Raw genomic sequence first — 21,441 nt, 5'->3', positions numbered from 1 at the left:
TTTTAATGTACTTATTCTATGTAGTTGTTGTTTTTCCTTCTTATTCATAAAAAGTTTAAATTTAAAGTATTTGAAGAAGTAAAACGATTTCATAGCTACACATACATAATATTCTATTATGATTTATAAATCAACCTATATTTTAAAATTTATTTTCATCTTTATTTTTGTAAGAATAAATCTGATATTCTTGCCAAATTCCCTCTAAGTCATTAAAGGTTTGAGATATTTTTTCCTTTTTTCTTAAACCAACTGCAATAATCAGCGCATTAATAACACTTAATGGCGCAACTAAGGAATCAACAAAAGATGCCATATTACTCTCAGCTATAAGTGCATAGTCTGCTCTTGCTGCAAGCGGTGATAAAACACTATCAGTTATTGCAATAACATCTGCATTTCTTGACTTGGCAAAAGTTAGCACTTCAACAGTTCTCATAGCATATCTTGGGAAGCCAATTCCTATAACACAATCATCTTGAGATAAATTTAGCATTTGCTCGAAGATATCACTCATTCCATAGGAAACAATCTTAACATTATCGAGAACTAAATTTAAGTAAAATCCTAAAAAATCAGCTAGGGCTGTTGAACTTCTAAGTCCTACTATATAAATCTTTTTAGCATTTACTATACTATCAACTGAGTTCTCAAAGGCTGAATAATTTATTTTCTCTAAAGTTGCTCTAATATTTTCTATATCAGATTTCAACACTCCTTTAAGCGCATTATCTTGACTTATAAAATCATTAGATAACTCTATTCTTTGTACTGTGGTTAGCTTATTTTTTATCAATTCCTGTAGAGCCTTTTGTAGTTCAGGGTATCCCGCATAATCCAGTTCATTTGCAAACCTTACTACAGTAGATTCGCTTACCCCTACACTACTTCCAAGCTTAGCAGCAGTCATAAAAGCTGCTTTATCATAATGCTTTAGAATATACTCTGCTATAAGTTTTTGCCCCTTACTTAACCTTGGGAATTTCACTTGAATTATTCTCATAAGATCAAGATTATTATTTTCCATAGTAACACTCCTTCATAACGGGAAACAAATGAAATCTCCGTTTCATTTGTCATAAAATTGAATCATTCAATTCATTTTAGCATATATTGACATGGGATTCAACGAATAATTCATTTGTTTATATATTTTATACTAACTTTCCTCTTTGTAAATTGACACAACATGGCTATTATTTTTTTCATGCATGCCGAAAATTAAGTTTAAATCACTTAAGTTTTTATTTAAAAAGTCAACAATTTTATACATTTCATCATACTCTTTAAATTCCTTAGTTGCAATTAACTGTAATTTATCCTTCATTTTAATCACCTTTCATAAGTTATTACTTTTATAAAGCACTATTTCTTTTCTATTATTATAAGATAGGGAGCTTTAGCATCCCTATTAGCAAAACTATGAATCATCACCCCAAAGGTACTTTTGGGAAGGTTAGTTACAAACTTAAGCAAAGCTTCGCTTTCCTTTTGCCCTTCAGCATGACCTACATAAACTGCTATAGTAACAAACCCTCCGCTTTTTAATAGTTCAAGTGAAGCATTAATACTTTTTAAAGAAGAGTGGCTTTTTGTGGTAATGCTCTTATCTCCCCCAGGCAAAAACCCTAGATTGTACATTGCTACATCAATTTCTTCCTCTATGTACTCTTTAATATTTTCGTGAGAATCATGTATTAATGTAACCTTATCAGGTTTCTTTTTCCTGTAATTATCAATAGCTTCCTCTTGTATATCAAAAGCATACACCTTTTTAAATCTTTCGCTTAAAAAATCACAATCAAAGCCATTACCCAAGGTACAATCTACAGCAATATTCCTTGTTTCACTGTAAGTACTAATAATGTTTTGTGCTATTTTGCTGATATCTCCTACATATTTAAACACTGCTTTCACCACCGCTTTTCAAAAACTCTAGTTCTTTCTCACTAAGGAATCGCCACTTTCCTTTAGGTAAGCTTCCTAAGTTAATACTACCTATTGAAACTCTCTTTAGTGCTATTACAGGGTGACCAATAGCATCACACATTCTTCTAACTTGTCTATTTTTTCCTTCATGTATTATAATTTTTAATTCGCAGCTATTCTCATATTTTTTGATGATTTCACATCTTCCTGGCGCAGTTATATAATCTCCAATATCTATTCCTTTTTCAAACCTATTAATTTTCTCATTATCAGGTATGCCCTTTACCAGTGCTATGTAGACTTTATCTATTGCCACTCTTGGGTGAATTATTTTATTGTAAACTTCCCCATCATTTGTTAGCAAAATTAGTCCAGAAGTATCATAGTCTAACCTTCCTATAGGGTAAACTCTCTCCTCTACATTCACCAAGTCTAAAATTGTATTTCTATCCTTCTCATCCTTAACTGTTGAAACATAGCCTTCAGGTTTATTGAGCATTATATATACTTTGTTTTCTTCTGGTACTATTATTTTATCATTAACGCTAACCACATGAATTTTACAATCAATTTTAGCGCCTAGTTCACTGACAACTATATTATCAACCTTTACTCTTCCAGAAGTTATAATTTCTTCACATTTTCTTCTCGATGCAACTCCGCATCGTGCCATATATTTTTGTAGTCTTTCTTCCAAGATACCACCTCAAAATAATTGATTATGCATAAACACTTAATAATCTAAGTTAATAGCTTACGTGTCCTATTTATATAGTTTGCATAATTGGAATTATAATTATAATTGGAATAAAAATCAAATAAATTCTTATAAAAGAAAGTACACCTTTAAGATTATGAAGAAATAACCTGAAAGGTGTACTTTTTTACACTACTATATTTACTTATCTAAACTGATTCACCTTTGTGCTAGGATGCTTATGCATGTAACCATTTTCTAAACTTCCCTTTGGCTGTGCAGTGTCATTAATAGATGTAGCCTTAGATTTTTCTTGACCTTGATCTTGTAATTTTTGTTGCTGCTTTTGTTTGTTTTGTGGCATCTGAATCACCTCCCTTGTAATATAATTATCTATTTGAGAGAAACTATACTTATAATAACTTACAAATTATTTCCATGGAAATAATTTGTAATTTTTCCTCGTTGAGAAATTTATCCACTAATGCTATATTAGGGTTAAAAGAATATTCACCTCTATAAGGTGCACTAGTAGAAGGATTTTAAATTCCTAGAGCTGAGCTAAATATACTTGTTACTGTATATTTCCCTTTAGTGAGGCTTCCTATTACTAAAGTAAAGGGAATAAATTTTAATTTTACATGTATAAATTTTGTTAGAACTGTATAATGAAGTAGCTTTCTATTTTATAGTGAAGCAAAATTAAACTTAACTTATACAAAGAACCAACCTTGGTTCCTTTAAAGCTTTTTAATAATAAATAAATTAAAATTCTACTAAGAAAGCCTATGAATATATAAACAAAGGAGACATGATAATGAATAATTCAATTTTTTATATGCCTACTAAAATCATAACGGAAAAAAATGCAATAAAAAATCATAGTGCCGCCCTATGCCAATTAGGTAAGCGTACATTAATTATAACGGGAAAAAATTCTTCCAAGAATAACGGTTCCTTACAAGATTTGGTGGAAGCTCTGCAATCACTGAATATATTTTATATGATTTTTGATGATGTAGAAGAAAACCCATCTATGGAAACCGTAGAAAAAATCACCGCCTTAGGACGAGAAAATAACATAGATTTTTTAATTGGGTTAGGTGGTGGTTCTCCTATTGATGCTGCCAAAGCAGCTGCGGTTTTAATTAAAAACCCATCATCATCTATTGAAGACTTAACTTTATCACCAATGCTAGCCTCTCTACCTTTAGTTGCAATTCCAACAACTGCAGGTACAGGAACTGAGGTTACACCCTATGCAATATTAACTAATCACAAGGTACAAACAAAACATGGTATAGCTCAAAAGGTATTCCCTATTTTAGCCTTTTTAGATGCAAGCTATTTAATGAGTACTCCAAAAGATGTGACTATTAATACAGCAGTAGATGCACTTTGCCATTTAATTGAGGGTTACCTTTCAGCTAATGCAAATATTTTTAGTGATGGGTTAGCGGAAAAAGGATTAAAATTATTTGGAGAATGTATTAATGAAATTGAAAAGGATGCTCTTGATTTTAATATGAGAGAAACCTTACTACTAACTTCCTGTATTGCTGGAATTGTCATAACTCAAGCAGGTACTTCCCTTCCACATGGTATGGGCTATGCTTTAACCTACAATAAAGGAGTCCCTCATGGAAAAGCTACAGGAGTATTCTTAAAATCTTACATGAACTTTTGTAGTGATAAGGCTAAGGTTAAAAATATCCTTAATCTGCTTAATTTTAATACCTTAGATGATTTTGGTGATTTCCTGCAAAGAGCCTTAGGAGAACATATAGCTTTAAGTGATGAGGAGCTATATAGTTTTGCTTCAGCAATGAGTAATAATAAAGCAAAACTTAAAAGTCACCCATCACCTGTTACTGCAGATGATATATTAGACATTTATAGAAGTAGTATAGGAAGGATTTAATATGAGAATAGCATTAATTGGTTTTGGAAACGTAGGTAAAGCATTTTTAAAATTACTTAAAGAAAAACAAGGAAATATTGAAAATAATGGTATTTCCCTGGAAATTATTTCAATCCTTAATTCAAAGGGTGGTATTTATAATAACCAAGGTATTTCAGTTGAAGCTTTTGCTAAGGATCTAAATATGAATAAAGAATTAAATGATTACATTTCTTTCTCCCCTGATATAAATATAGATTATGTCATTGAAAATGGTAACATAGATGCTGCTGTGCTTTTAACTCCAACTAATAAGGATACAGGAGAACCAGGAATAACTTATATAAAAAAGCTTCTTACTAAAGGAATAAATGTAATTACAGGTGATAAGGGTCCTATACTATTAGAATATAAACACTTAAAAACCCTTGCACAAGAAAATAATTGTACCTTAGCCTTTGGCTGTACCACAGGCGGAGCACTTCCTTCTATAAACGCAGCCTTATTTGATCTTGCAGGCTCTGATATTTTAGAAGTTAGAGGAATATTAAATGGTACCTCAAATTATATTATAAATGAAATGGAAGATAATAATTTCACCTTTAAGGATGCTTTAAAGAAAGCCCAAGATTTAGGAATTGCTGAAACAAACCCAACCTTAGATATTGAAGGTTATGATACTGCAACTAAACTTATAATAATTTGTAATGCAATTTTTAATAAAAGTCTTTCCCTTAAAGATGTAAACCTCAGCGGAATATCTAACTTAACTATAGAAGAAATCCAACGAGGAAAAACTTTAGGCTACAAATACAAGCTAATAGGAACTGCAAAATTCCTAGATAATTCCTTAACCCTTTCTGTTGGTTTAGATAAAGTTTATAATAATGATCCTCTATTTAATGTGGACGGTAAAAACAAAGCTGTGAAGTTTGTATCCGACACTTTAGGGGATGTCACTGTAATTGGTGGAGCTTCTGGCACTACCCCAGCTGCAGCTGCTATTTTAAGAGACATTATAAATATAGAAAAAGGGATTAATTTCACTAAGTTTTAGATTTTATATCTCATAATGTTCATTACATTCTATACAAATAAATATAAAAAGATGAACTGCAGCTTGCAGTTCATCTTTTTATGTATTGCTTTTGGATAAATAAACATGGTCATCACTTAATTTGGTTATCTATTCTTAAGGCTTTTTAAATCTTCAATAAAACTCTTTACTGCTTCTTCTTTTGTTGCCCAAGAAGTTACCAGTCTTATTGCTGAGTTATTTTCATCTATTTTCTGCCATACATAAAATATATACTTTTCTTGTAATCCTTCAATTATGGAATTAGGCAGTATTGGGAATATTTGATTTGATGGTGAATGAGTTAAAAAAGAATATCCTTCCTGATATGCAGCTTCTTTTAATAACTCTGCCATATTATTAGCATGGGTTGCCAAATCAAAGAATAAGTTATCTTTAAAAAGCTCTGAAAATTGTATTCCAAGAAGCCTTCCCTTTGCAAGCAACGCTCCTTTTTGCTTTATATGGAATCTAAAGTCCTCTTTTAAGGAATCTTTGCAAATTACAAGAGCTTCCCCAATTAAAGCTCCATTTTTTGTTCCTCCTATGTAAAAGGCATCCACTAAATTAGCTAAATCCCCAAGATTAATATCATTTTCTTTAGAACATAGTGCTGAACCAAGTCTAGCACCATCTACATATAGAAAAAGTCCATTATCTCTACAAAAATTACTTAAGGCTTCTAATTCCTTTTTTGTATAAATGGAGCCAATTTCTGTAGGGTTAGAAATATAAACTAATTTAGGTTTTACCATATGCTCATCCGTGTGTGCATCCATTGCTCCTTTAACCTGTGTAGGGTTAATTTTTCCATCTTTCACTTCTATAGAAATAACTTTATGACCTGTAGCCTCTATAGCTCCAGTTTCATGTACAAGTATATGACCTGTATTTGCAGCAATTGCCGCTTCATGAGGTCTTAAAAAAGCTGAAATAGCTGTTAAATTTGTTTGAGTACCGCCTGGAAAAAAGTGAACATCAACATCTTCCCTACCTAATCTTTCCTTAATTAATCTAATAGCTTCTATAGAATACTCATCTTCCCCATAGCCTTCCATCTGCTCCATATTAGCTTCCATAAGTGCATTTAGTATCCTAGGATGTGTCCCCTCACTATAATCGTTTTTGAAACTATACATTGAAATTGTCCTCCTTTTGTATATCATAATGAAATTATATCCTAAATTTATATTTTTATCAAAATTATAGTGGATTTTTGCAATTTCTTCTTTACATGTAACCAGAGTTAAAACTTAACTTCAACATGGGTTCTACCCTGGTTACCTTAAGAGTTTATTAATACAATAATTTAATTTTCACTGATGTAACTATATAGAGAAACCACTTCAACATTTAATCTATATCTTCTAGGAATTGGTTTTTAGAAAAACATGGGCATAAAAAAAGAACCTATAAAATAGACTTTTTTCCTCTGTCTACTTTATAGGTTTAATTTTTCTTCCATTACCTTGTGATACTTCTACTAGATGGTACTACAATTGAAAAATATCTTTACTTAGGTTTTATAATATCAGTAATTGGTACAGTATTAATACCGTATACCATTATCACTATTCCTACTATTATCATTAATCCTGAACAAATCCCTGCTAGAATAGTGAGTTTCTTTTCTTTTTTCTGTTTCATCATAGTATCTTCTACTTCATTTCTAGCTTCTTTTCTATGAATTAATCTTGATCCAAATAATAAAAGGAACGGTACTACTGCTCCAATAATGAAATAAGTTGCTATTCCATATATCATCATGCCTGAATTCATATCCGCTGCTGTTGGTTGTGATTTTGCTGTAAAAGATATTAAAGTTGCTAATCCATTATTTACGAAGTGAAATATAATAGGTAAAATCATATTTCTTGTTTCAATCATAACATAGGACAGTGCCATTCCTAAAATAGCTGTAGGAAGAAAACGAACTGGATCTAAATGAAAAATACCAAAGATAATTCCCATATAAAGGACCCTAAGCCATTTATTATTTACAGAACCTAGAGAGGACAGAATAAGTCCTCTATGCAAAGCTTCCTCACAAATAGCTGGCATAACTGCAATAATAATAAAGGCAATCCACATAGGTACACTAGTGAATACATTCTGTAAACCACTACTTACTTCTGTAAGTCCTTGTGGGAAGAAGTATCCAATAATTAAAGTTAAAAGTATTACGGCAACATAACTACCTGCCCATATAAGTAAAACCCCCAAAATCTCACGAAGTAAAGGCTTCCTTAAAGGAAATACTTCTTTTAAGTTTGCTTTAATAACTATTGCTGGAATTATAGCCAATAATAGAAGTATAACCTCTGTAAGTGCTACACCGTACATCCCAAAGGCCATTTGTATAGGTGCTGCTACAAAAAGCATAACTACAATAACTAAAATAAACACTCCTATACCCTGACGTGGTTTTAACTGTTTGCACTGTTTTGATTGGTTTGAATTAATCTTTGTTAACATCTAACACTTCCCCTTTATAGATTAATTATTAAAAGTATATTTTACTTTTGAATTAGACCTGTTATCCCATCCAAATCTAAATCATTACCACTATATTCCATTATATCATTTTCTGTGCTTCCTCACTATAGGTTGAATTTGAAGTTTTTATAAATGAATGTAAATAAATTTAACTTAATTTATGGAAGCCCCTAGTAGCTATTTTGTTATAGATTAATACTATCCATAGATATAATGGAATTAACTTTTTAAATTAGGAATATTATAGTATAATTACCATGTTGAGGGATGGCATTTTTAGGTAAGTATTAAAAAACCAACAAGTTCATATTGTAGAGCAACATTAGAAACAGATTTGGGCTAAACTAAACAATTTCACTAGGCTATGTTGCTACATTTTCAAGAAAATCATAGATTAGAAACTTACAGATGATGTTATAGTTCTACTAAAAATGAGATCCGTTATACGAAATTTTATCTGATGTGTTTCAGGAAAGAGGGATATTATGACTTTAAGTGTTAAGAATTTGACAAAGAAATATGGAGACAAAGTTGTTGTTGATAACTTAAGTTTCCAAATCGATAAACCAGGAGTATATGCTCTACTAGGAACAAATGGAGCTGGAAAGACTACAACACTTCGTATCATCTTAGGAATGCTAGCAAAGGATCAGGGAGAAGTCCAATGGAAGGGTCAACCTCTTGATCCCTTGAAAACTAATGTAGGTTATCTAGCAGAAGAACGTGGATTATACCCAAAGTATTCTTTACTTGATCAACTTTTATATTTTGCAAAGCTTAGAAATGTACCTAAAAAAATTGCTATGAGTCGTATTGAATACTGGAGTGAGAGATTATCTGTAAGTGAGTACCTATTCCCACCTAAGGTAAAGGGTAAAAAAGCTCCAAAGCCTTATCGCGCAGAGCAGTTATCTAAAGGAAATCAACAGAAGATTCAGCTCATGTCTACTTTAATTTCTGATCCGGAATTAATTATTCTAGATGAACCTTTAAGTGGACTTGACCCGGTGAATACAGATTTATTTAAATCAATTATTAGAGAAGAAATTTCAAAGAACAAATATCTAATTATGTCTAGTCATCAAATGCCTACTATTGAAGAGTTTTGTTCTGATATTAACATATTGAATCATGGCCAAGCAGTCCTTCAAGGAAATTTAAATGAGATTAAGAAAGGCTATGGACGTGTGAACCTTTTTGTTAAAAGTGATGTAGACATTGCATCTTATATTGCCTCCTTTAAACTCGACATTGTAAATAAAACCCCAAGTGAGTATCATTTAAGAGTTCAAAGCGAAGACCATGCAATGAAATTTTTATCAAAGCTTATTGAAGATAAGATTCCAGTTATTAAATTTGAACTTCGTGAACCCTCCTTGCATGAAATATTTATTGAAAAGGTAGGCGACATTAATGAAAAAGAATAGTCTTACTGGTTGGAAGGATGTCTTCACCTTTACCCTTACACAAACTTTAAAAAGTAAAGCGTATATTATTTCCTTCGCCATACTCCTTGCATTAATGCTGATTTCTATGCCCATTGTAAGTGCACTTACTTCAAAGGATAGTTCTGGCTCAACTTCTCCTAGTACAGTGAAAAAAATCTATGTAAATAATAAAACCAATATTTCAACCATAGATTTTCAAAATCTCATAGATGAAACCCTAAAGCATATTTCTTTTGAGCCAATGAAGGAAGATTATACAGCAGTTTCAGAAAGAATTGAAAAAAGTGAACAAGAATCTATAATACTAACTATTAGTGAAGTTCAAGATAAGTATTCTTTAGAATTTGTAAGAGCTACCAAGGGGCCTGTTAAAGAAAGCACCTTAAATACCCTTGCAGATTCTATAAAAAAGGAATTTGAAACTATTAAGTTTAATTCCCTTGGAGTAAATAGCACCCAGTTAGATATGATTAATGCAGAAGTAAAAACTAAGGTATTTACCACTGATGTTAATGGTATAGAAGTTGTAAAAGAAGATACTTCTATATCAGGTAGCGAGTACGGATTCATTTATGGAATCCTATTTATAGTTATGATGGTGAACATAATGGCAAGCACACAAATTGCTTCCTCTATACTAACAGAAAAATCAACTCGAGTTATCGAATACCTACTAACTTCTGTTAAACCACTTGCTATAATGATTGGTAAAATTCTTGCCATGCTCACTGCGGTGCTATTTCAAGTTATATCTATGATAGTAGCATTATTTATTTCCAATATAATTTCACGTGGCTTATCTTCAAGCAGTGGAGAAAGTGTACTTTCGCAGTTCCTTCCAAAAAATATTTTTCAGAATTTAAATATAACTAATATTATTTTCTGTTTAATACTCATTGGTGTTGGAATGATTTTCTATGCCACCTTAGCAGGCCTTGCAGGAGCATCTGTAAGCAGGCTAGAAGAATTGAGTGAAGGACTTACCTTATTCACCTTGATTAACTTAATTGGAGCATATGTTGGAATGGGTGCTGCCAGTGTATTAATGGCATCGGGAATTAATGGATTTGTTATATTCTCTTTCTTATTCCCTTTGTCCTCAGTTTTCATATTGCCTGGTGCCCTTCTAATTGGAAAGGTAACCTTACCATTTGTAGCAGCTGCTATTGCACTTCAAATAATAACTATTATGCTATTATTTAAATTTGTAGCAAAAGTTTATGAAACACTAATACTTCATAATGGTAATAAAATTAAACTTAAAGAACTTATTAAAATTTCAAAGACGGTGTAAAGGGGGAAGGAAAAATGAAAGATAATTTTAGAGGATGGACTTCAGTGTATGCCTTTACCCTTTCACAGGCTACAAAGGGCATTAGTTTTAAGCTTGTTACTACCTTAGTTTCATTACTTATAATAGGAGCATTGGTAGTGGTGAATTTGGTAGTGGCTAAACCTGATAAGGAAAGTAATAGTGACCCCTCTCCAATTAAAGCTGTATATGTATTAGATAATAGTGGATTACAGCCAACCAATTATAAGGATATAATTTCTAAGACTAATAAAAATGACTTTAATGAAGCTGAATATATAAACGTTATTGATAAGTCTAGTAAAGAAACTGTTAAAGCTGCAGGAGAAAAGTCTTCTGAGGCTATAGCTGTAGTTATTACAAAGAAAGATTTAGGCTACGAATTAAAAGCTCTTATACCTGAAAACTCAAAGGTATCAAAAGGTGAAGCAGAATCTCTACTTAACTCAATGTCCTCTGCTTTTGAAACAAACAAACTCCTACAGGTAGGTTTATCCTCGGAGCAACTTATTGGTGTACTTAAGCCAACAGTAGTATCCTTCTCAGAAATTGGTGAAAATTCTAGTGTAGTAATCAAAGTAATCAAAGTAGCGGCACCTATGGTATTTAGCTTTGTAATGTACTTTATGCTACTACTTTATGGTCAGACCATCAGTAAATCAGTATCTACAGAAAAAACCTCCAAGCTCATGGAAGTGTTATTAACCTCTGTTCACCCCTATGCTATGATAACTGGTAAGGTACTAGCTGTTACATCTATGGCCTTGGGACAATTTGTAACTTGGGTTGCAGCAGGCACTGTGGGGTTATATGGTGGAAATGCCATTGCGCAAAGTATTTATCCTAACTATGAGAATTCAGCAATTACCATCATCAACTTTCTTAAGGATAACTTAGGAGAAACTGCATTAACCCTTCCAGCAGTACTACTTGCAATAGCCTTCTTTTGCTTAGGATTCTTATTTTACTGCATTATTGCTGCTGTTGCTGGTTGCATGGTTTCAAAACCAGAGGATGTGGCCTCTACTCAAGCGGTATTTCAGATGCCAATAATTATAAGCTGGTTAGTTTGTTACTTTGCCCCAATCCTTGGTAAAGAAGGTATACTTTCCGTAGCTAGATATATTCCCTTTACTTCTCCTTTCATAGTGCCGGCTGATCTTATTGCAGGCACCATGGGTATGGCAGCAGGGATTATGTCAACAGCTCTACTACTAATTTTCTCCTTGTTAACAATAATGCTAGCCGCTAAAATTTATAAAGGACTTGTGTTATATAATGGGCAGAAGCTTAGTTTTAAAGTAATAGGTAATATATTAAAGGCTAATAAGTAAGGTTTTTAATATATTAGGTTTATGAATAAAGTGCAGCTAAAAGTATTTTCAACCATACTTTTAGCTGCCTTTTAAATATTTGTCGAAAATATTTATATATTTTGAATATTATGTTATTATATAATATAATAAGTAATTTAATATCATTACTTCCTAAAAATAACTTTTACAAAGAAACTTTTTATATACCGCATATAGGATTTCTTAGTGGAATCTTGGCTTACTGTTTTCCAAAGGTCTTAGGAAAACAAGTTGGCTCATATATGGGGTAAATCTTCACTTTGACTCTCTATATGTAGTATTAAGGTTTAAGTTATCTTTATATAGCAGAAATATACTTAAAGGTAAACTTGCTTTTCTTAAAGTTTACCTGGCGAAACTTTATCTTATTCATCTTTAAAAAAGCCTTAAGGGAACCAATGTAGCTTCAATACTAAGTTAAGTCTTCGCTTTGGTTCCATATATAATAAAAACATAAAGGAGGGTCTTATGGCTAAAGAAAAAAACAAAACTATGTGTGCACTTAATCGTGCAGAAGAATTAAAATCAAAAATTGAGGATTATACAAAGATTAAGGATACTATCCCTAAGGGGTTATCCAATACTGTAGAAGCTAAAATTCAGGAAAAAAAGAAAAAAATCCTGTCCCTACTTAAGGGTACAGAAGCTGATTGGAATGATTGGCAATGGCATATAAGAAATAGAATTGAAGATGTAGATTTACTATCTCAAATTGTAGAGTTGGATGACTCTGAAATAAATAACATAAGAAAAGTTCAGGAAAAATTCAGATGGGGAATCTCACCTTACTATGCCTCTTTAATGGATGATAATAAACTAAATCCAATAAGGCTTCAATCTATTCCTACTATTTTAGAATTAAACCAGCATGGCTCTATTGATCCCATGGGAGAAGAATTTACAAATCCAGCTGGTGCTATTACAAGGAGATATCCTGATAGACTAATTATTAATGTTACAAATCTTTGCTCATCCTTTTGTAGACATTGTCAAAGACGAAGAAACATTGGCACTTTAGACACCCACAAAACTAAAGAAGTTCTGAAGGAATCCATTGACTATATAAGAAATAACCCTGAAATACGGGATGTATTAATCACTGGTGGCGATGCTCTTATGTTGTCTGATGATACCCTCGATTGGCTGCTCGGAGAAATATATAATATACCAACAGTAGATTATATTCGACTTGGTACTCGTACCCTTGTGAACTTACCTCAAAGAATTACTGAAAATTTACTTAATATTTTTAAAAAGTATTCACCTATTTATATAAATACCCATTTTAATCACCCTTTAGAAATCACAAAAGAAGCAAAAGAAGCCTGTGATAAATTATCTAATATAGGAATTCCCCTAGGAAATCAGGCAGTACTATTAAACGGCATAAATAATGATAAGTTTGTAATGCGACTTCTAAATCAGCAGCTTTTAAAATGCAGGGTTAGGCCTTACTATATATTCCATGCTAAAAGTGTAGTTGGAACCACCCACTTTAATACATCTATAGATGATGGTATTGAAATAATGGAATATCTCAGGGGTTATACCTCTGGAATGGCAATCCCAACTTACATTGTTAACGCTCCAAATGGAGATGGAAAAACCCCAATTTTACCTCAATACATCATATCTAGAGGTAAAAACTATGTTAAAATTAGAACTTGGGAAGGCAAAATATATGACTATCCTAATAAATTCACACAAGACTTAGGGAGTCTATTAAAAGAAAATATTACAAATTAACATAACCCTAAGTATTTTTACTTAGGGCTTTATTATGGAGTTTTATCCCATTGGGATTAATGTTTATTGTTATAAATAAAAGAATATAACAATATATAGTGTTTATGCTGGTTCCAAGGTATTTCGCTTGAATTAGCCCTAATTATATACCCTAAAAAACATAAAGAAGTGCATGTGTTTATGCTGAGAAAACAATAAACAACTTAAGTAGTAAATTATCTATTACTTAAGTTGTTTCTCTATAAATCTAATGGTAAATAAAACTAGCCTTTAGATTTCATTAATATTTTTACCGCTTAAATTATCTCCATAATATGATATTAAAGGAGAAACTTCAATTTGATTTTTCTCTAACAACGTCTTATTAAACCTTGCATTAGTAAGCCATTTCTTATGCAAATTTAAAATTAATTCCTTTGCTGTTTCAGGGCTATCTTCTCCCTCTTTATTTTTTACTGGAGCAAACTCTTCTTCTCTTTCCACTTCTAAAGCTGCCATATCACTTAACTTCTCAAATATATCAAATAAGAAATATTCAAATTTATAACCATTAGGTTCAGTAGGTACTACCATCCTTCCGTGACTATCTAAATGTTCAATTTTTTTATGTGCAATATGTAGTGGTAACGGTTCCTCTATTATTTTTTCTATGAATTTAATATTTAATAAATGATTTAATATATTTGCATTTGAATAAACAAGCTTTCCTTCTGAATCAACCTCACTTGCAATTATATTTTGCATCTCAGAATATTCAACAATAGCAGGTTTATTATTCCTATAGCACAAAACTCCTACTTTTTCTTCGGCATACTTTTTCTCTACTACTTTACTAGCTGCTAACTGCTTTGAACATATAGTAAATCCAATAAAAAGTGGATCAGCTACTCTTACTAAGGCGTTATCAATTCCATATATAAACAACCATTCAACTCCTTTAGATTTCATATCCTCAAGGGCTCCTGATTCTTTTAAAGCAAGAAAGCAACCTCCATTTCCATTAGAGCTCATAACAATTCTACCCTTATCAGACAAAAGTATCTTTCCATCTTCACCTACAGCAGGCATGGTTCTCTGCTTAAAGAACATTATCATACTTTTAGGATAACCAAAATAATTATGTTCTTCAAAAAAGCTTACTGTCTCCTGATGATTATCAACACTTGTCATGATATATAATGGAATATACTTTTTACACTCCTTTGATAAATAAATAAGTCTCTCACATTGAAGTTGAAACAGTGATTTTCCTGAAGGTAAACCTATACTGAATGTGCCTTTTGGTCCTTTATGCCCAAGCCTAGTTCCTTGCCCACCTGCAACTAAATAAACAGCAACCCTGCCCTTTGTTAGCGCATCCATTCCAATATTATATAAGTTAACTCTTTCTGCATCTGTGTACAGTTTAAGACTCTTTGCTTTAAGTGGTTTAAACTCATTATCCTCTTTTTTGCTATCATCACATTTCACGCCATTATATGTATCTTGTACTAAATTAAAATCTATTGAAAGTATTTCATTAATTAATTCTGATTTCTCCTCTTCACTTAAAAAGCTATAAAATTGTAGTAAATGCTCTTGATTATATTTCTTCAACAACTCAATAGTTTTATCTAAATCTTTGTTCATTAAAAATCATCTCCATCATAATAGTTATTTATAAATATGTATTTCCCCTAAACTGCAAGGCAATATTTCTCTTTAATAATATTTTACCATAAACTAATTTTGCATACAGGACAATTTTCTTTTGTAATATCTAGTATCTAACTATACTAAAATCTTAATTATATCCAATAAACACACTGCATTTAGCTAACTCTTTTTGCATTCTCTTTAATACAAGTAGCCTATAATTTTTCTCATTATAGAAATTATAGGTTACTTACATATCCCTCTTATTCTCAATCTAAATTGACTATAATATGCTAAATATACTCAAGTCAAATTTTAACACTTTATTACATTAAATAATTTTTGAAAAACCACTTGTTTTTTTTGTTCTCCACTATGCTTAATTAAGAAAATAATAGGTTGAATTTTAATTAAAGTAGAAAAGTAGTTTAAATTACTTCCTCACTTTTTTAACAGATAAAGAAAGGGTATGAAAATTCTGCATACCCTTTCCTTATTAATGATGGTTCCCAGTATGGTAACACCATTTTGCTATTTCTGCAATAAGCTGGAGTGGTAATGGCTTGCTATGAGGAAACTGCACTGCGCCTTTGCTTGTCTTGTATTCCCTTAGTCTTTCAGTGAAATGCACTACAGCCTCAGGTCCAGGATACAACCCAATGTGATTTTTGAATGAAGCAAAGTGAATTATATTTTGCTTACTCCAGTAAGTTGGCATACTCCATGAGATACGTTCTTGGGCATTTGGGAGTGCGGAACGAAGTGTATCTCTCACTTGATTTAGTAATGGTCTAACATCTTCCGATTGTGCATCAATATAAGCATCAATAGTTTTCGGCGCCTCGCCGCAGAAATGGTCTTGGTCTGTATTCTTAAAATTACGTCCGCATTTAGGACATTGCCACATAACATATTCGCCTCGCTCTCTCTATAATGGTCACTTTTATTGTAACTGTGACCTCCAAATTTCTAAGTTAAATATTAACTGTTACATTATAAGTAGTTATTTCTATTATACTTTAAGTACTACTCCTCTGTAATCATTTATTTGCTATATATTAGCCATACTTTAGCATATAAGTTGCAATATTATTTCTACATTATAAGATAAGTTTTAGGCAACTTATCTTAAAGACAATGTAAAATGCAATTAGATATATTAATGTAATATCCTTATTATATTTTACAATAAGGATTATTTTTAGTAAGCTTCAGTATAACCTGTTGTATCCTTTTTCATCTCTTCATCATCTATTGGTATATTTAATTTTATAGACATGGTTTCTAGCTCTTTTGTTATGTCTCCATTTTCATCATACCATTCCATCTTTAATACTATACCAGAGTTTTTTTCTACCCAAACCTTATATTTTGTTGATGCTAATTTAGTTGAATAGTAATTGTCAAAGGTACCCTCAATTATAGCTGCATCTAGCTCTAAATACTTTTCTATGCCAGATATAGACCACTTTGATTCATCTTTTAAAATTCCAACTGCTAAATTTTGGTTAAACAAACTTTCATTTGCATAAATCAAAAATAAAGGGTCAGGTCTTAGATAGACTTCACTACTACCATCTGATGCAGTACCGTATCTATTTTCTATATTATTTCTTGTGGCATCTCCTTTAGATGTGGATACCTCACCAATCCTATATGTTTTTGAGTTGTTATAAAATATAGTCTTTATATTTCCATTAAGAGTTGCTTCAAGTATATTTCCATCTTTTGAAGTTTCTTTTTCATAGCTTGATGGGGTATCTTTAAGGTTCACCTTGTAATCTACTGTAACATCACTGTTTAATCTTTTGTCATTCCATCTAAAGCTTCCTTTTGCACTCGTGAAATAGTCTACACTATTGGCAATTTTATTACGTAAATCCCTTTTGGAAACTGCTGTTGTTTCCTTTGTTAAATCACCTGTTTCAACCAATGCTCTAAGCTCGTCTGTTGTTTCATAATGCCAGTCTTTTAATCCAGTAATATCTATTTTATTTATATCCTTATAATAATATAATCTTAGCTCAGCCTTATCTTTATAATTAATGCATATCATATATTGATTTTCTACAGATTTCTTTCCATTAAACTCTTTATTAATTGGCTTAGAGGTTTCTAATACAGATAAAAACTTCTCTAAATTCCTGGTAATTGTACTTCTTTTTTCTACACCTAAGTTTTCCCCACTAGAATTTGCAAATTTAATTAGTTCTATACTTTCTACATTTTCAAATTTAAATGTCTCTGGCTGAAAACCTTCAGGTCTAACCTGACTTCGGCTATTTATTGGAAATATTCCTGGATCATACCCATCGTAAGATAAGCCCCCCCCTATTAATTCGTTTTTATCATTATAGTATAAAACAGCACTTATACTTCCATTGAAGTTATACTTTGATTTTTCCCTTAAGGCATAAGTTACTTGCTTAACTTCCACATGCTTGTATTGTGCTAAATCAAGGCCTATCTCCTTAGATGCTTCTATTTCTAAATTTGACCCAAAGGATTCATTTAACACAATTTGCTTTTCACTAAGCTTCTCCTGTATATGATAATTGTACTTAAGAAGAATATTTTTAGATTTTTCATCTATATCCTCTTTCTGTGCATTTTCCTTTTGCACTCTAGCTATATTATTGTTCTTTAATTTACCTACTAAATTAAACTTTTCATTAAACATAGGTATACTTATTACTGCAAAAGCTAGCACTGCTACTGCTGTGCACTTTGCAACTGTCCTTCTACTTCCAATTATTTTATTTAGGTAAAAATACTTTTTCCTTGAATATAAGCCCTTGTCTATTTTACTCATCACAGTAGCTTCAAATCCTGAAGGTGCATGAAGTGGAGTTTCACTAATACTTTCCATAAGCTTAAAAGCATTTAAAACTTCTGTGCATTTTTTACAAACTCTAATATGCTCTTCAACCATTTTTAAGTTTTCATCATCAAGTTTGTTTTCAATATAATTATATAAGTTTTCTTCATTACACTTCATTTAAAATACCTCCTTCTTCTATTTCATCTCCACTTGAAATATATAACTTTTTCTTTGCTCTAAAGGCCTTCATTTTAACCGTATCTTCATTAATTTTAAGAAATTCTGCTATTTCCTTATAAGAAAATCCATGGACAAATTTAAGCAAAATAATATTCTTTTGATCTTCCTTAAGAATGCTCAATCTTCTATGTAGTTCTCTCTCTTTCTCCTTTAGCTCTAGCATATTTTCAGGATTGTATTTATCATCGGATTTTAAGTTTTCAAAAGACTCATCAAACTCCACAGTGGATTTTTTCCTCTTTTTTAAATGAGTGTTCATTGTATTAATTGTAATTTTGAATAACCAGTGATAAAAGCTAGACTTATCTTCGAGTTTATATAAATTTTTATAGGCTTTTAAAAAGGTTTCTTGCATGATATCTTCACTATCCTCTTTATCCAAGGTGGTTTTATATAAAAAACCGTAGATAGTATCTTGATACTTCACAATAAGAGTTTCATATGCCTTCTCATCACCTTTTAGAACTTTCTCTACCAACAAAGAATCTGTACTCAAAAACTCTTCCCCCCCCTAATATATCTTCTCTAAATACCCTATAACTATAAAGACCTTATTGATTTTAAAAAAGTAACACTTTACTATAAACTTTCTTTTTCAATTGATCAGTTTTTCTAAAACTCAATTTCTATTTTAATTTTTTTAGATTTAGCATAAGGCATCTTCAAAAATAAACAAGTCAGTATTTTCCTCTAACTACTGTTATACTAGGTCAACAAGCTCCTTGTCAGCACAAGTTTGCTCGTGAACTCAAAATATTTTTCACTTGTCATTTATTTTCAGATACCTAATGAAACACTAATTAATACTTTGCTTCAATTCTTCAATATTGCATTTATGTAAGAAAAAAGTAGCTAAGAGTATTTTTAACCATACCTTTAGCTACCTTCTAAACCAATGAATGATATATTATTTATCTAACATGTGAGCACTTCCAATTTTACATATTATTTTAAAAGAACACTTGCTATTAGTTTATCAAACTTACGTATATCCACATCTTTGTTTAAGTTTACTTTTATATGCCCTGCCCTTGTCCAAAGTTCAACTTCAGCATTCATATCAAATAATTTTCCTGCATTTTCTGTAGACCACATGTTAATTGAGGAGTATGGTAGTGAGTATATCTCTACTTTTTTTCCTGTAAGTCCCTGTGAATCTCTTACGATTAATCTCTTATTAGTAAATATAGCACTATCGCGGAAGGTTTTATAAGCAGCAATTGCTACCTCCCCTTCCACTAGTAAATCCTTTGCATCATTAGGAATTGGGCACTCTGATATTAATGTCCATGATAAAATGTTATTTGATTCTGGCATTTTATTGTCCTCCTTAAATTTTATAGTGTTTCATAGTTCTCCATTAGATTACTAAATCTACTTTTAGAATAAATATTTATAACTTTATAATATCTCTTGACTTCTGTTTATTCATTATCAAATATCGAAACTATTTATCTAAGTATATATCTCTATTATACTTTAAACAAAGGTTGAATTCCAACATTTTCAAGAGTAGTTTTAAACCTAATATCTTTTCCATATAATTAGCTATATTTCTCTTGAATGAATTGTAAGCCTGCTATTTTATAAAAAATTTGCATTGGTCAAATTGAACAATGCAAATTGTTGAAAGTTCTTAGTTTTAAAAAAGTTTATTAATTAGCAAGTAGAATACATACCTTACTTTATTTTTATAGTAAATTCTTCGCCAACTTGCTTATAACCATTATCTAACTTTTGATTTTTACCTGGAAAGGCTACTTTTTTCTCAATCTGCTTCAAGTCACTAATGAAAATTCCATTACCCTCTGAAAAAGCCGCTGCATATGGTGTTAAGGTTATCTCTATTGCCTCATCACTGATTTCTTCACCTAATGCAGTTGATAGTTCAAGAATACCTTGGTCTGCACTCATAATTCTTGGTTTAAACACAATTTTATTTCCACAATTATCATAGCCCCTTAACTGTATATCATAAACAGTCTCAGATTTATTTGTATTATCAATATCTAAAAATAACTTTGTACTAACTTTATTGCTTACATAATTTTTTAGTGTTACTATACTACCATTTTCCAAAGTAAAGTTATGATTTATTGGAAGTTTTATAGTGTCTCCAGCTAATTTATCCCCATTAGTATTAAATTCAAATTCATAAGGTTTTATATTAGTTACTTCTCCATTTAACAATATTGATGGATAAACTATTTTTACTGCTAAGTCCCCTTTTAGTTCATTGTCCTTAAGACTATAGGTCACTACCTGCTGAAATGTGGAATCCTTAGTAATTTTTCCAACTCCACTGGAGGATTCTGATAGCTCTACTCCATTTATAAATACTTCTCCATGGACATCAATACTTTCAATTTTTAAATCACCTTTCTCGTATTTAATTGTGGTTGACACTACTAATTCATTTCCATTTAGTATAACTTCATTTAATTGGACACTTATAGCCTCACTACTTTTACTTTGATCAACTACAGTTTTATATCTACCTAAATCCTTATTAGTGCCTAAAAATAATCCCATATCTGCTGTTGCTAACTTAATTGCAGCAGCTACAGAAGTTCCAAAACCACTTCCAACAGTTCCTACCGCAATAGCAATTACAATAGCTGCTGCCATTATTCCCTTCTTTATGCTCTTTTTCTCATTTTTATTAATAGACTTTTTAAATCTAGCTTCTATTTGTTTTTTTTCAATAGGATTAAATCCTTCTCTATCTAATCCTTCTAAATCAATATTGTTATCATTTAACATATCATATATATTATTGCCCATTAG

At 31.2% G+C, this 21,441-nt stretch carries 19 protein-coding genes; 6 read left to right on the top strand and 13 right to left on the bottom strand.

The window, feature by feature from the left end; all coding sequences use genetic code 11:
- Window positions 1-142 precede the first annotated feature (142 nt).
- The 5 genes from C661_RS0113875 to C661_RS23705 form a co-directional block, all read right to left on the bottom strand.
- Window positions 143-1,027, bottom strand: coding sequence for a MurR/RpiR family transcriptional regulator (locus tag C661_RS0113875; protein WP_017415941.1), 885 nt, complete (start codon window positions 1,025-1,027; stop codon window positions 143-145).
- 132 nt (window positions 1,028-1,159) lie between these two features.
- Window positions 1,160-1,327 carry a YpmA family protein gene (locus C661_RS23180; protein ID WP_017415940.1) on the bottom strand — a complete coding sequence of 56 codons (168 nt, stop codon included), beginning with the start codon at window positions 1,325-1,327 and terminating at the stop codon, window positions 1,160-1,162.
- Between the two features lie 38 nt (window positions 1,328-1,365).
- Window positions 1,366-1,908 carry a tRNA 5-(aminomethyl)-2-thiouridylate-methyltransferase MnmM gene (gene mnmM / locus C661_RS0113865; protein ID WP_017415939.1) on the bottom strand — a complete coding sequence of 181 codons (543 nt, stop codon included), beginning with the start codon at window positions 1,906-1,908 and terminating at the stop codon, window positions 1,366-1,368.
- Window positions 1,901-2,626 (bottom strand): pseudouridine synthase, encoded by a 726-nt coding sequence (locus tag C661_RS0113860; protein WP_017415938.1) that lies wholly within the window; start codon window positions 2,624-2,626, stop codon window positions 1,901-1,903. The genes mnmM and C661_RS0113860 overlap by 8 nt, the downstream gene beginning before the upstream one ends.
- A 205-nt stretch (window positions 2,627-2,831) precedes the next feature.
- Window positions 2,832-2,990: a hypothetical protein gene (locus C661_RS23705; RefSeq protein ID WP_017415937.1), complete on the bottom strand. Its 159-nt coding sequence runs from the start codon at window positions 2,988-2,990 to the stop codon at window positions 2,832-2,834.
- A 453-nt stretch (window positions 2,991-3,443) separates the two neighbouring features.
- On the opposite strand from C661_RS23705, the gene C661_RS0113850 reads away from it, so the two are divergent.
- Together C661_RS0113850 and C661_RS0113845 are read left to right on the top strand one after the other, a co-directional pair.
- Window positions 3,444-4,547 (top strand): iron-containing alcohol dehydrogenase family protein, encoded by a 1,104-nt coding sequence (locus C661_RS0113850; RefSeq protein WP_017415936.1) that lies wholly within the window; start codon window positions 3,444-3,446, stop codon window positions 4,545-4,547.
- Window position 4,548: 1 nt separating this feature from the next.
- Window positions 4,549-5,583, top strand: coding sequence for a homoserine dehydrogenase (locus C661_RS0113845; RefSeq protein WP_017415935.1), 1,035 nt, complete (start codon window positions 4,549-4,551; stop codon window positions 5,581-5,583).
- A 125-nt stretch (window positions 5,584-5,708) separates the two neighbouring features.
- Here C661_RS0113845 and C661_RS0113840 read toward each other — a convergent pair whose 3' ends face one another.
- Together C661_RS0113840 and C661_RS21990 are read right to left on the bottom strand one after the other, a co-directional pair.
- Window positions 5,709-6,740 (bottom strand): threonine aldolase family protein, encoded by a 1,032-nt coding sequence (locus C661_RS0113840; protein ID WP_017415934.1) that lies wholly within the window; start codon window positions 6,738-6,740, stop codon window positions 5,709-5,711.
- 373 nt (window positions 6,741-7,113) lie between these two features.
- Window positions 7,114-8,076, bottom strand: a complete 963-nt coding sequence (locus tag C661_RS21990; protein ID WP_017415933.1) for a CPBP family intramembrane glutamic endopeptidase — start codon at window positions 8,074-8,076, stop codon at window positions 7,114-7,116.
- Window positions 8,077-8,582: 506 nt separating this feature from the next.
- Here C661_RS21990 and C661_RS0113830 point away from each other — a divergent pair.
- The 4 genes from C661_RS0113830 to eam all read left to right on the top strand — a co-directional run bounded on the left by C661_RS0113830 (window position 8,583) and on the right by eam (window position 13,958).
- Window positions 8,583-9,524: an ABC transporter ATP-binding protein gene (locus C661_RS0113830; RefSeq protein ID WP_017415932.1), complete on the top strand. Its 942-nt coding sequence runs from the start codon at window positions 8,583-8,585 to the stop codon at window positions 9,522-9,524.
- Window positions 9,511-10,839: an ABC transporter permease gene (locus C661_RS0113825; RefSeq protein WP_017415931.1), complete on the top strand. Its 1,329-nt coding sequence runs from the start codon at window positions 9,511-9,513 to the stop codon at window positions 10,837-10,839. Before C661_RS0113830 ends, C661_RS0113825 begins: the two co-directional genes overlap by 14 nt.
- 14 nt (window positions 10,840-10,853) lie before the next feature.
- Window positions 10,854-12,191 carry an ABC transporter permease gene (locus C661_RS0113820; RefSeq protein ID WP_017415930.1) on the top strand — a complete coding sequence of 446 codons (1,338 nt, stop codon included), beginning with the start codon at window positions 10,854-10,856 and terminating at the stop codon, window positions 12,189-12,191.
- A 489-nt stretch (window positions 12,192-12,680) separates the two neighbouring features.
- Window positions 12,681-13,958 carry a glutamate 2,3-aminomutase gene (eam, locus tag C661_RS0113815; protein ID WP_017415929.1) on the top strand — a complete coding sequence of 426 codons (1,278 nt, stop codon included), beginning with the start codon at window positions 12,681-12,683 and terminating at the stop codon, window positions 13,956-13,958.
- A 270-nt stretch (window positions 13,959-14,228) separates the two neighbouring features.
- Here eam and C661_RS0113810 read toward each other — a convergent pair whose 3' ends face one another.
- The 6 genes from C661_RS0113810 to C661_RS0113785 all read right to left on the bottom strand — a co-directional run bounded on the left by C661_RS0113810 (window position 14,229) and on the right by C661_RS0113785 (window position 21,438).
- Window positions 14,229-15,587 carry a UTP--glucose-1-phosphate uridylyltransferase gene (locus tag C661_RS0113810; protein ID WP_017415928.1) on the bottom strand — a complete coding sequence of 453 codons (1,359 nt, stop codon included), beginning with the start codon at window positions 15,585-15,587 and terminating at the stop codon, window positions 14,229-14,231.
- Between the two features lie 502 nt (window positions 15,588-16,089).
- Complete coding sequence (locus tag C661_RS0113805) at window positions 16,090-16,500, bottom strand: iron chaperone (protein WP_017415927.1); 411 nt, start codon at window positions 16,498-16,500, stop codon at window positions 16,090-16,092.
- Window positions 16,501-16,794: 294 nt separating this feature from the next.
- Window positions 16,795-18,591 (bottom strand): DUF4830 domain-containing protein, encoded by a 1,797-nt coding sequence (locus C661_RS0113800; protein WP_017415926.1) that lies wholly within the window; start codon window positions 18,589-18,591, stop codon window positions 16,795-16,797.
- Window positions 18,581-19,150, bottom strand: coding sequence for an RNA polymerase sigma factor (locus C661_RS21985; RefSeq protein ID WP_017415925.1), 570 nt, complete (start codon window positions 19,148-19,150; stop codon window positions 18,581-18,583). The genes C661_RS0113800 and C661_RS21985 overlap by 11 nt, the downstream gene beginning before the upstream one ends.
- Window positions 19,151-19,599: 449 nt before the next feature.
- Window positions 19,600-19,971 (bottom strand): PH domain-containing protein, encoded by a 372-nt coding sequence (locus tag C661_RS0113790; RefSeq protein ID WP_017415924.1) that lies wholly within the window; start codon window positions 19,969-19,971, stop codon window positions 19,600-19,602.
- A 363-nt stretch (window positions 19,972-20,334) separates the two neighbouring features.
- Window positions 20,335-21,438 (bottom strand): DUF4179 domain-containing protein, encoded by a 1,104-nt coding sequence (locus tag C661_RS0113785; protein WP_017415923.1) that lies wholly within the window; start codon window positions 21,436-21,438, stop codon window positions 20,335-20,337.
- Between the last annotated feature and the right edge of the window lie 3 nt (window positions 21,439-21,441).

The organism is Clostridium tunisiense TJ, from assembly GCF_000300195.1.
Classification (GTDB): Bacteria; Bacillota; Clostridia; order Clostridiales; family Clostridiaceae; genus Clostridium_J; species Clostridium_J tunisiense.
Note: the sequence above shows the minus strand (reverse complement) of the source record. Positions and strands in the feature narration are given on the sequence as shown.

Excerpts from the sequence above, each read along its gene's own strand:
- C661_RS0113875 (WP_017415941.1), bottom strand. The coding sequence starts at position 1,027 with ATGGAAAATAATAATCTTGATCTTATGAGAATAATTCAAGTGAAATTC.
- C661_RS23180 (WP_017415940.1), bottom strand. The coding sequence starts at position 1,327 with ATGAAGGATAAATTACAGTTAATTGCAACTAAGGAATTTAAAGAGTAT.
- C661_RS23705 (WP_017415937.1), bottom strand. The coding sequence starts at position 2,990 with ATGCCACAAAACAAACAAAAGCAGCAACAAAAATTACAAGATCAAGGT.
- C661_RS0113850 (WP_017415936.1), top strand. The coding sequence starts at position 3,444 with ATGAATAATTCAATTTTTTATATGCCTACTAAAATCATAACGGAAAAA.
- C661_RS0113845 (WP_017415935.1), top strand. The coding sequence starts at position 4,549 with ATGAGAATAGCATTAATTGGTTTTGGAAACGTAGGTAAAGCATTTTTA.
- C661_RS0113840 (WP_017415934.1), bottom strand. The coding sequence starts at position 6,740 with ATGTATAGTTTCAAAAACGATTATAGTGAGGGGACACATCCTAGGATA.
- C661_RS21990 (WP_017415933.1), bottom strand. The coding sequence starts at position 8,076 with ATGTTAACAAAGATTAATTCAAACCAATCAAAACAGTGCAAACAGTTA.
- C661_RS0113830 (WP_017415932.1), top strand. The coding sequence starts at position 8,583 with ATGACTTTAAGTGTTAAGAATTTGACAAAGAAATATGGAGACAAAGTT.
- C661_RS0113825 (WP_017415931.1), top strand. The coding sequence starts at position 9,511 with ATGAAAAAGAATAGTCTTACTGGTTGGAAGGATGTCTTCACCTTTACC.
- C661_RS0113820 (WP_017415930.1), top strand. The coding sequence starts at position 10,854 with ATGAAAGATAATTTTAGAGGATGGACTTCAGTGTATGCCTTTACCCTT.
- eam (WP_017415929.1), top strand. The coding sequence starts at position 12,681 with ATGGCTAAAGAAAAAAACAAAACTATGTGTGCACTTAATCGTGCAGAA.
- C661_RS0113810 (WP_017415928.1), bottom strand. The coding sequence starts at position 15,587 with ATGAACAAAGATTTAGATAAAACTATTGAGTTGTTGAAGAAATATAAT.
- C661_RS0113805 (WP_017415927.1), bottom strand. The coding sequence starts at position 16,500 with ATGTGGCAATGTCCTAAATGCGGACGTAATTTTAAGAATACAGACCAA.
- C661_RS0113800 (WP_017415926.1), bottom strand. The coding sequence starts at position 18,591 with ATGAAGTGTAATGAAGAAAACTTATATAATTATATTGAAAACAAACTT.
- C661_RS0113790 (WP_017415924.1), bottom strand. The coding sequence starts at position 19,971 with ATGCCAGAATCAAATAACATTTTATCATGGACATTAATATCAGAGTGC.
- C661_RS0113785 (WP_017415923.1), bottom strand. The coding sequence starts at position 21,438 with ATGGGCAATAATATATATGATATGTTAAATGATAACAATATTGATTTA.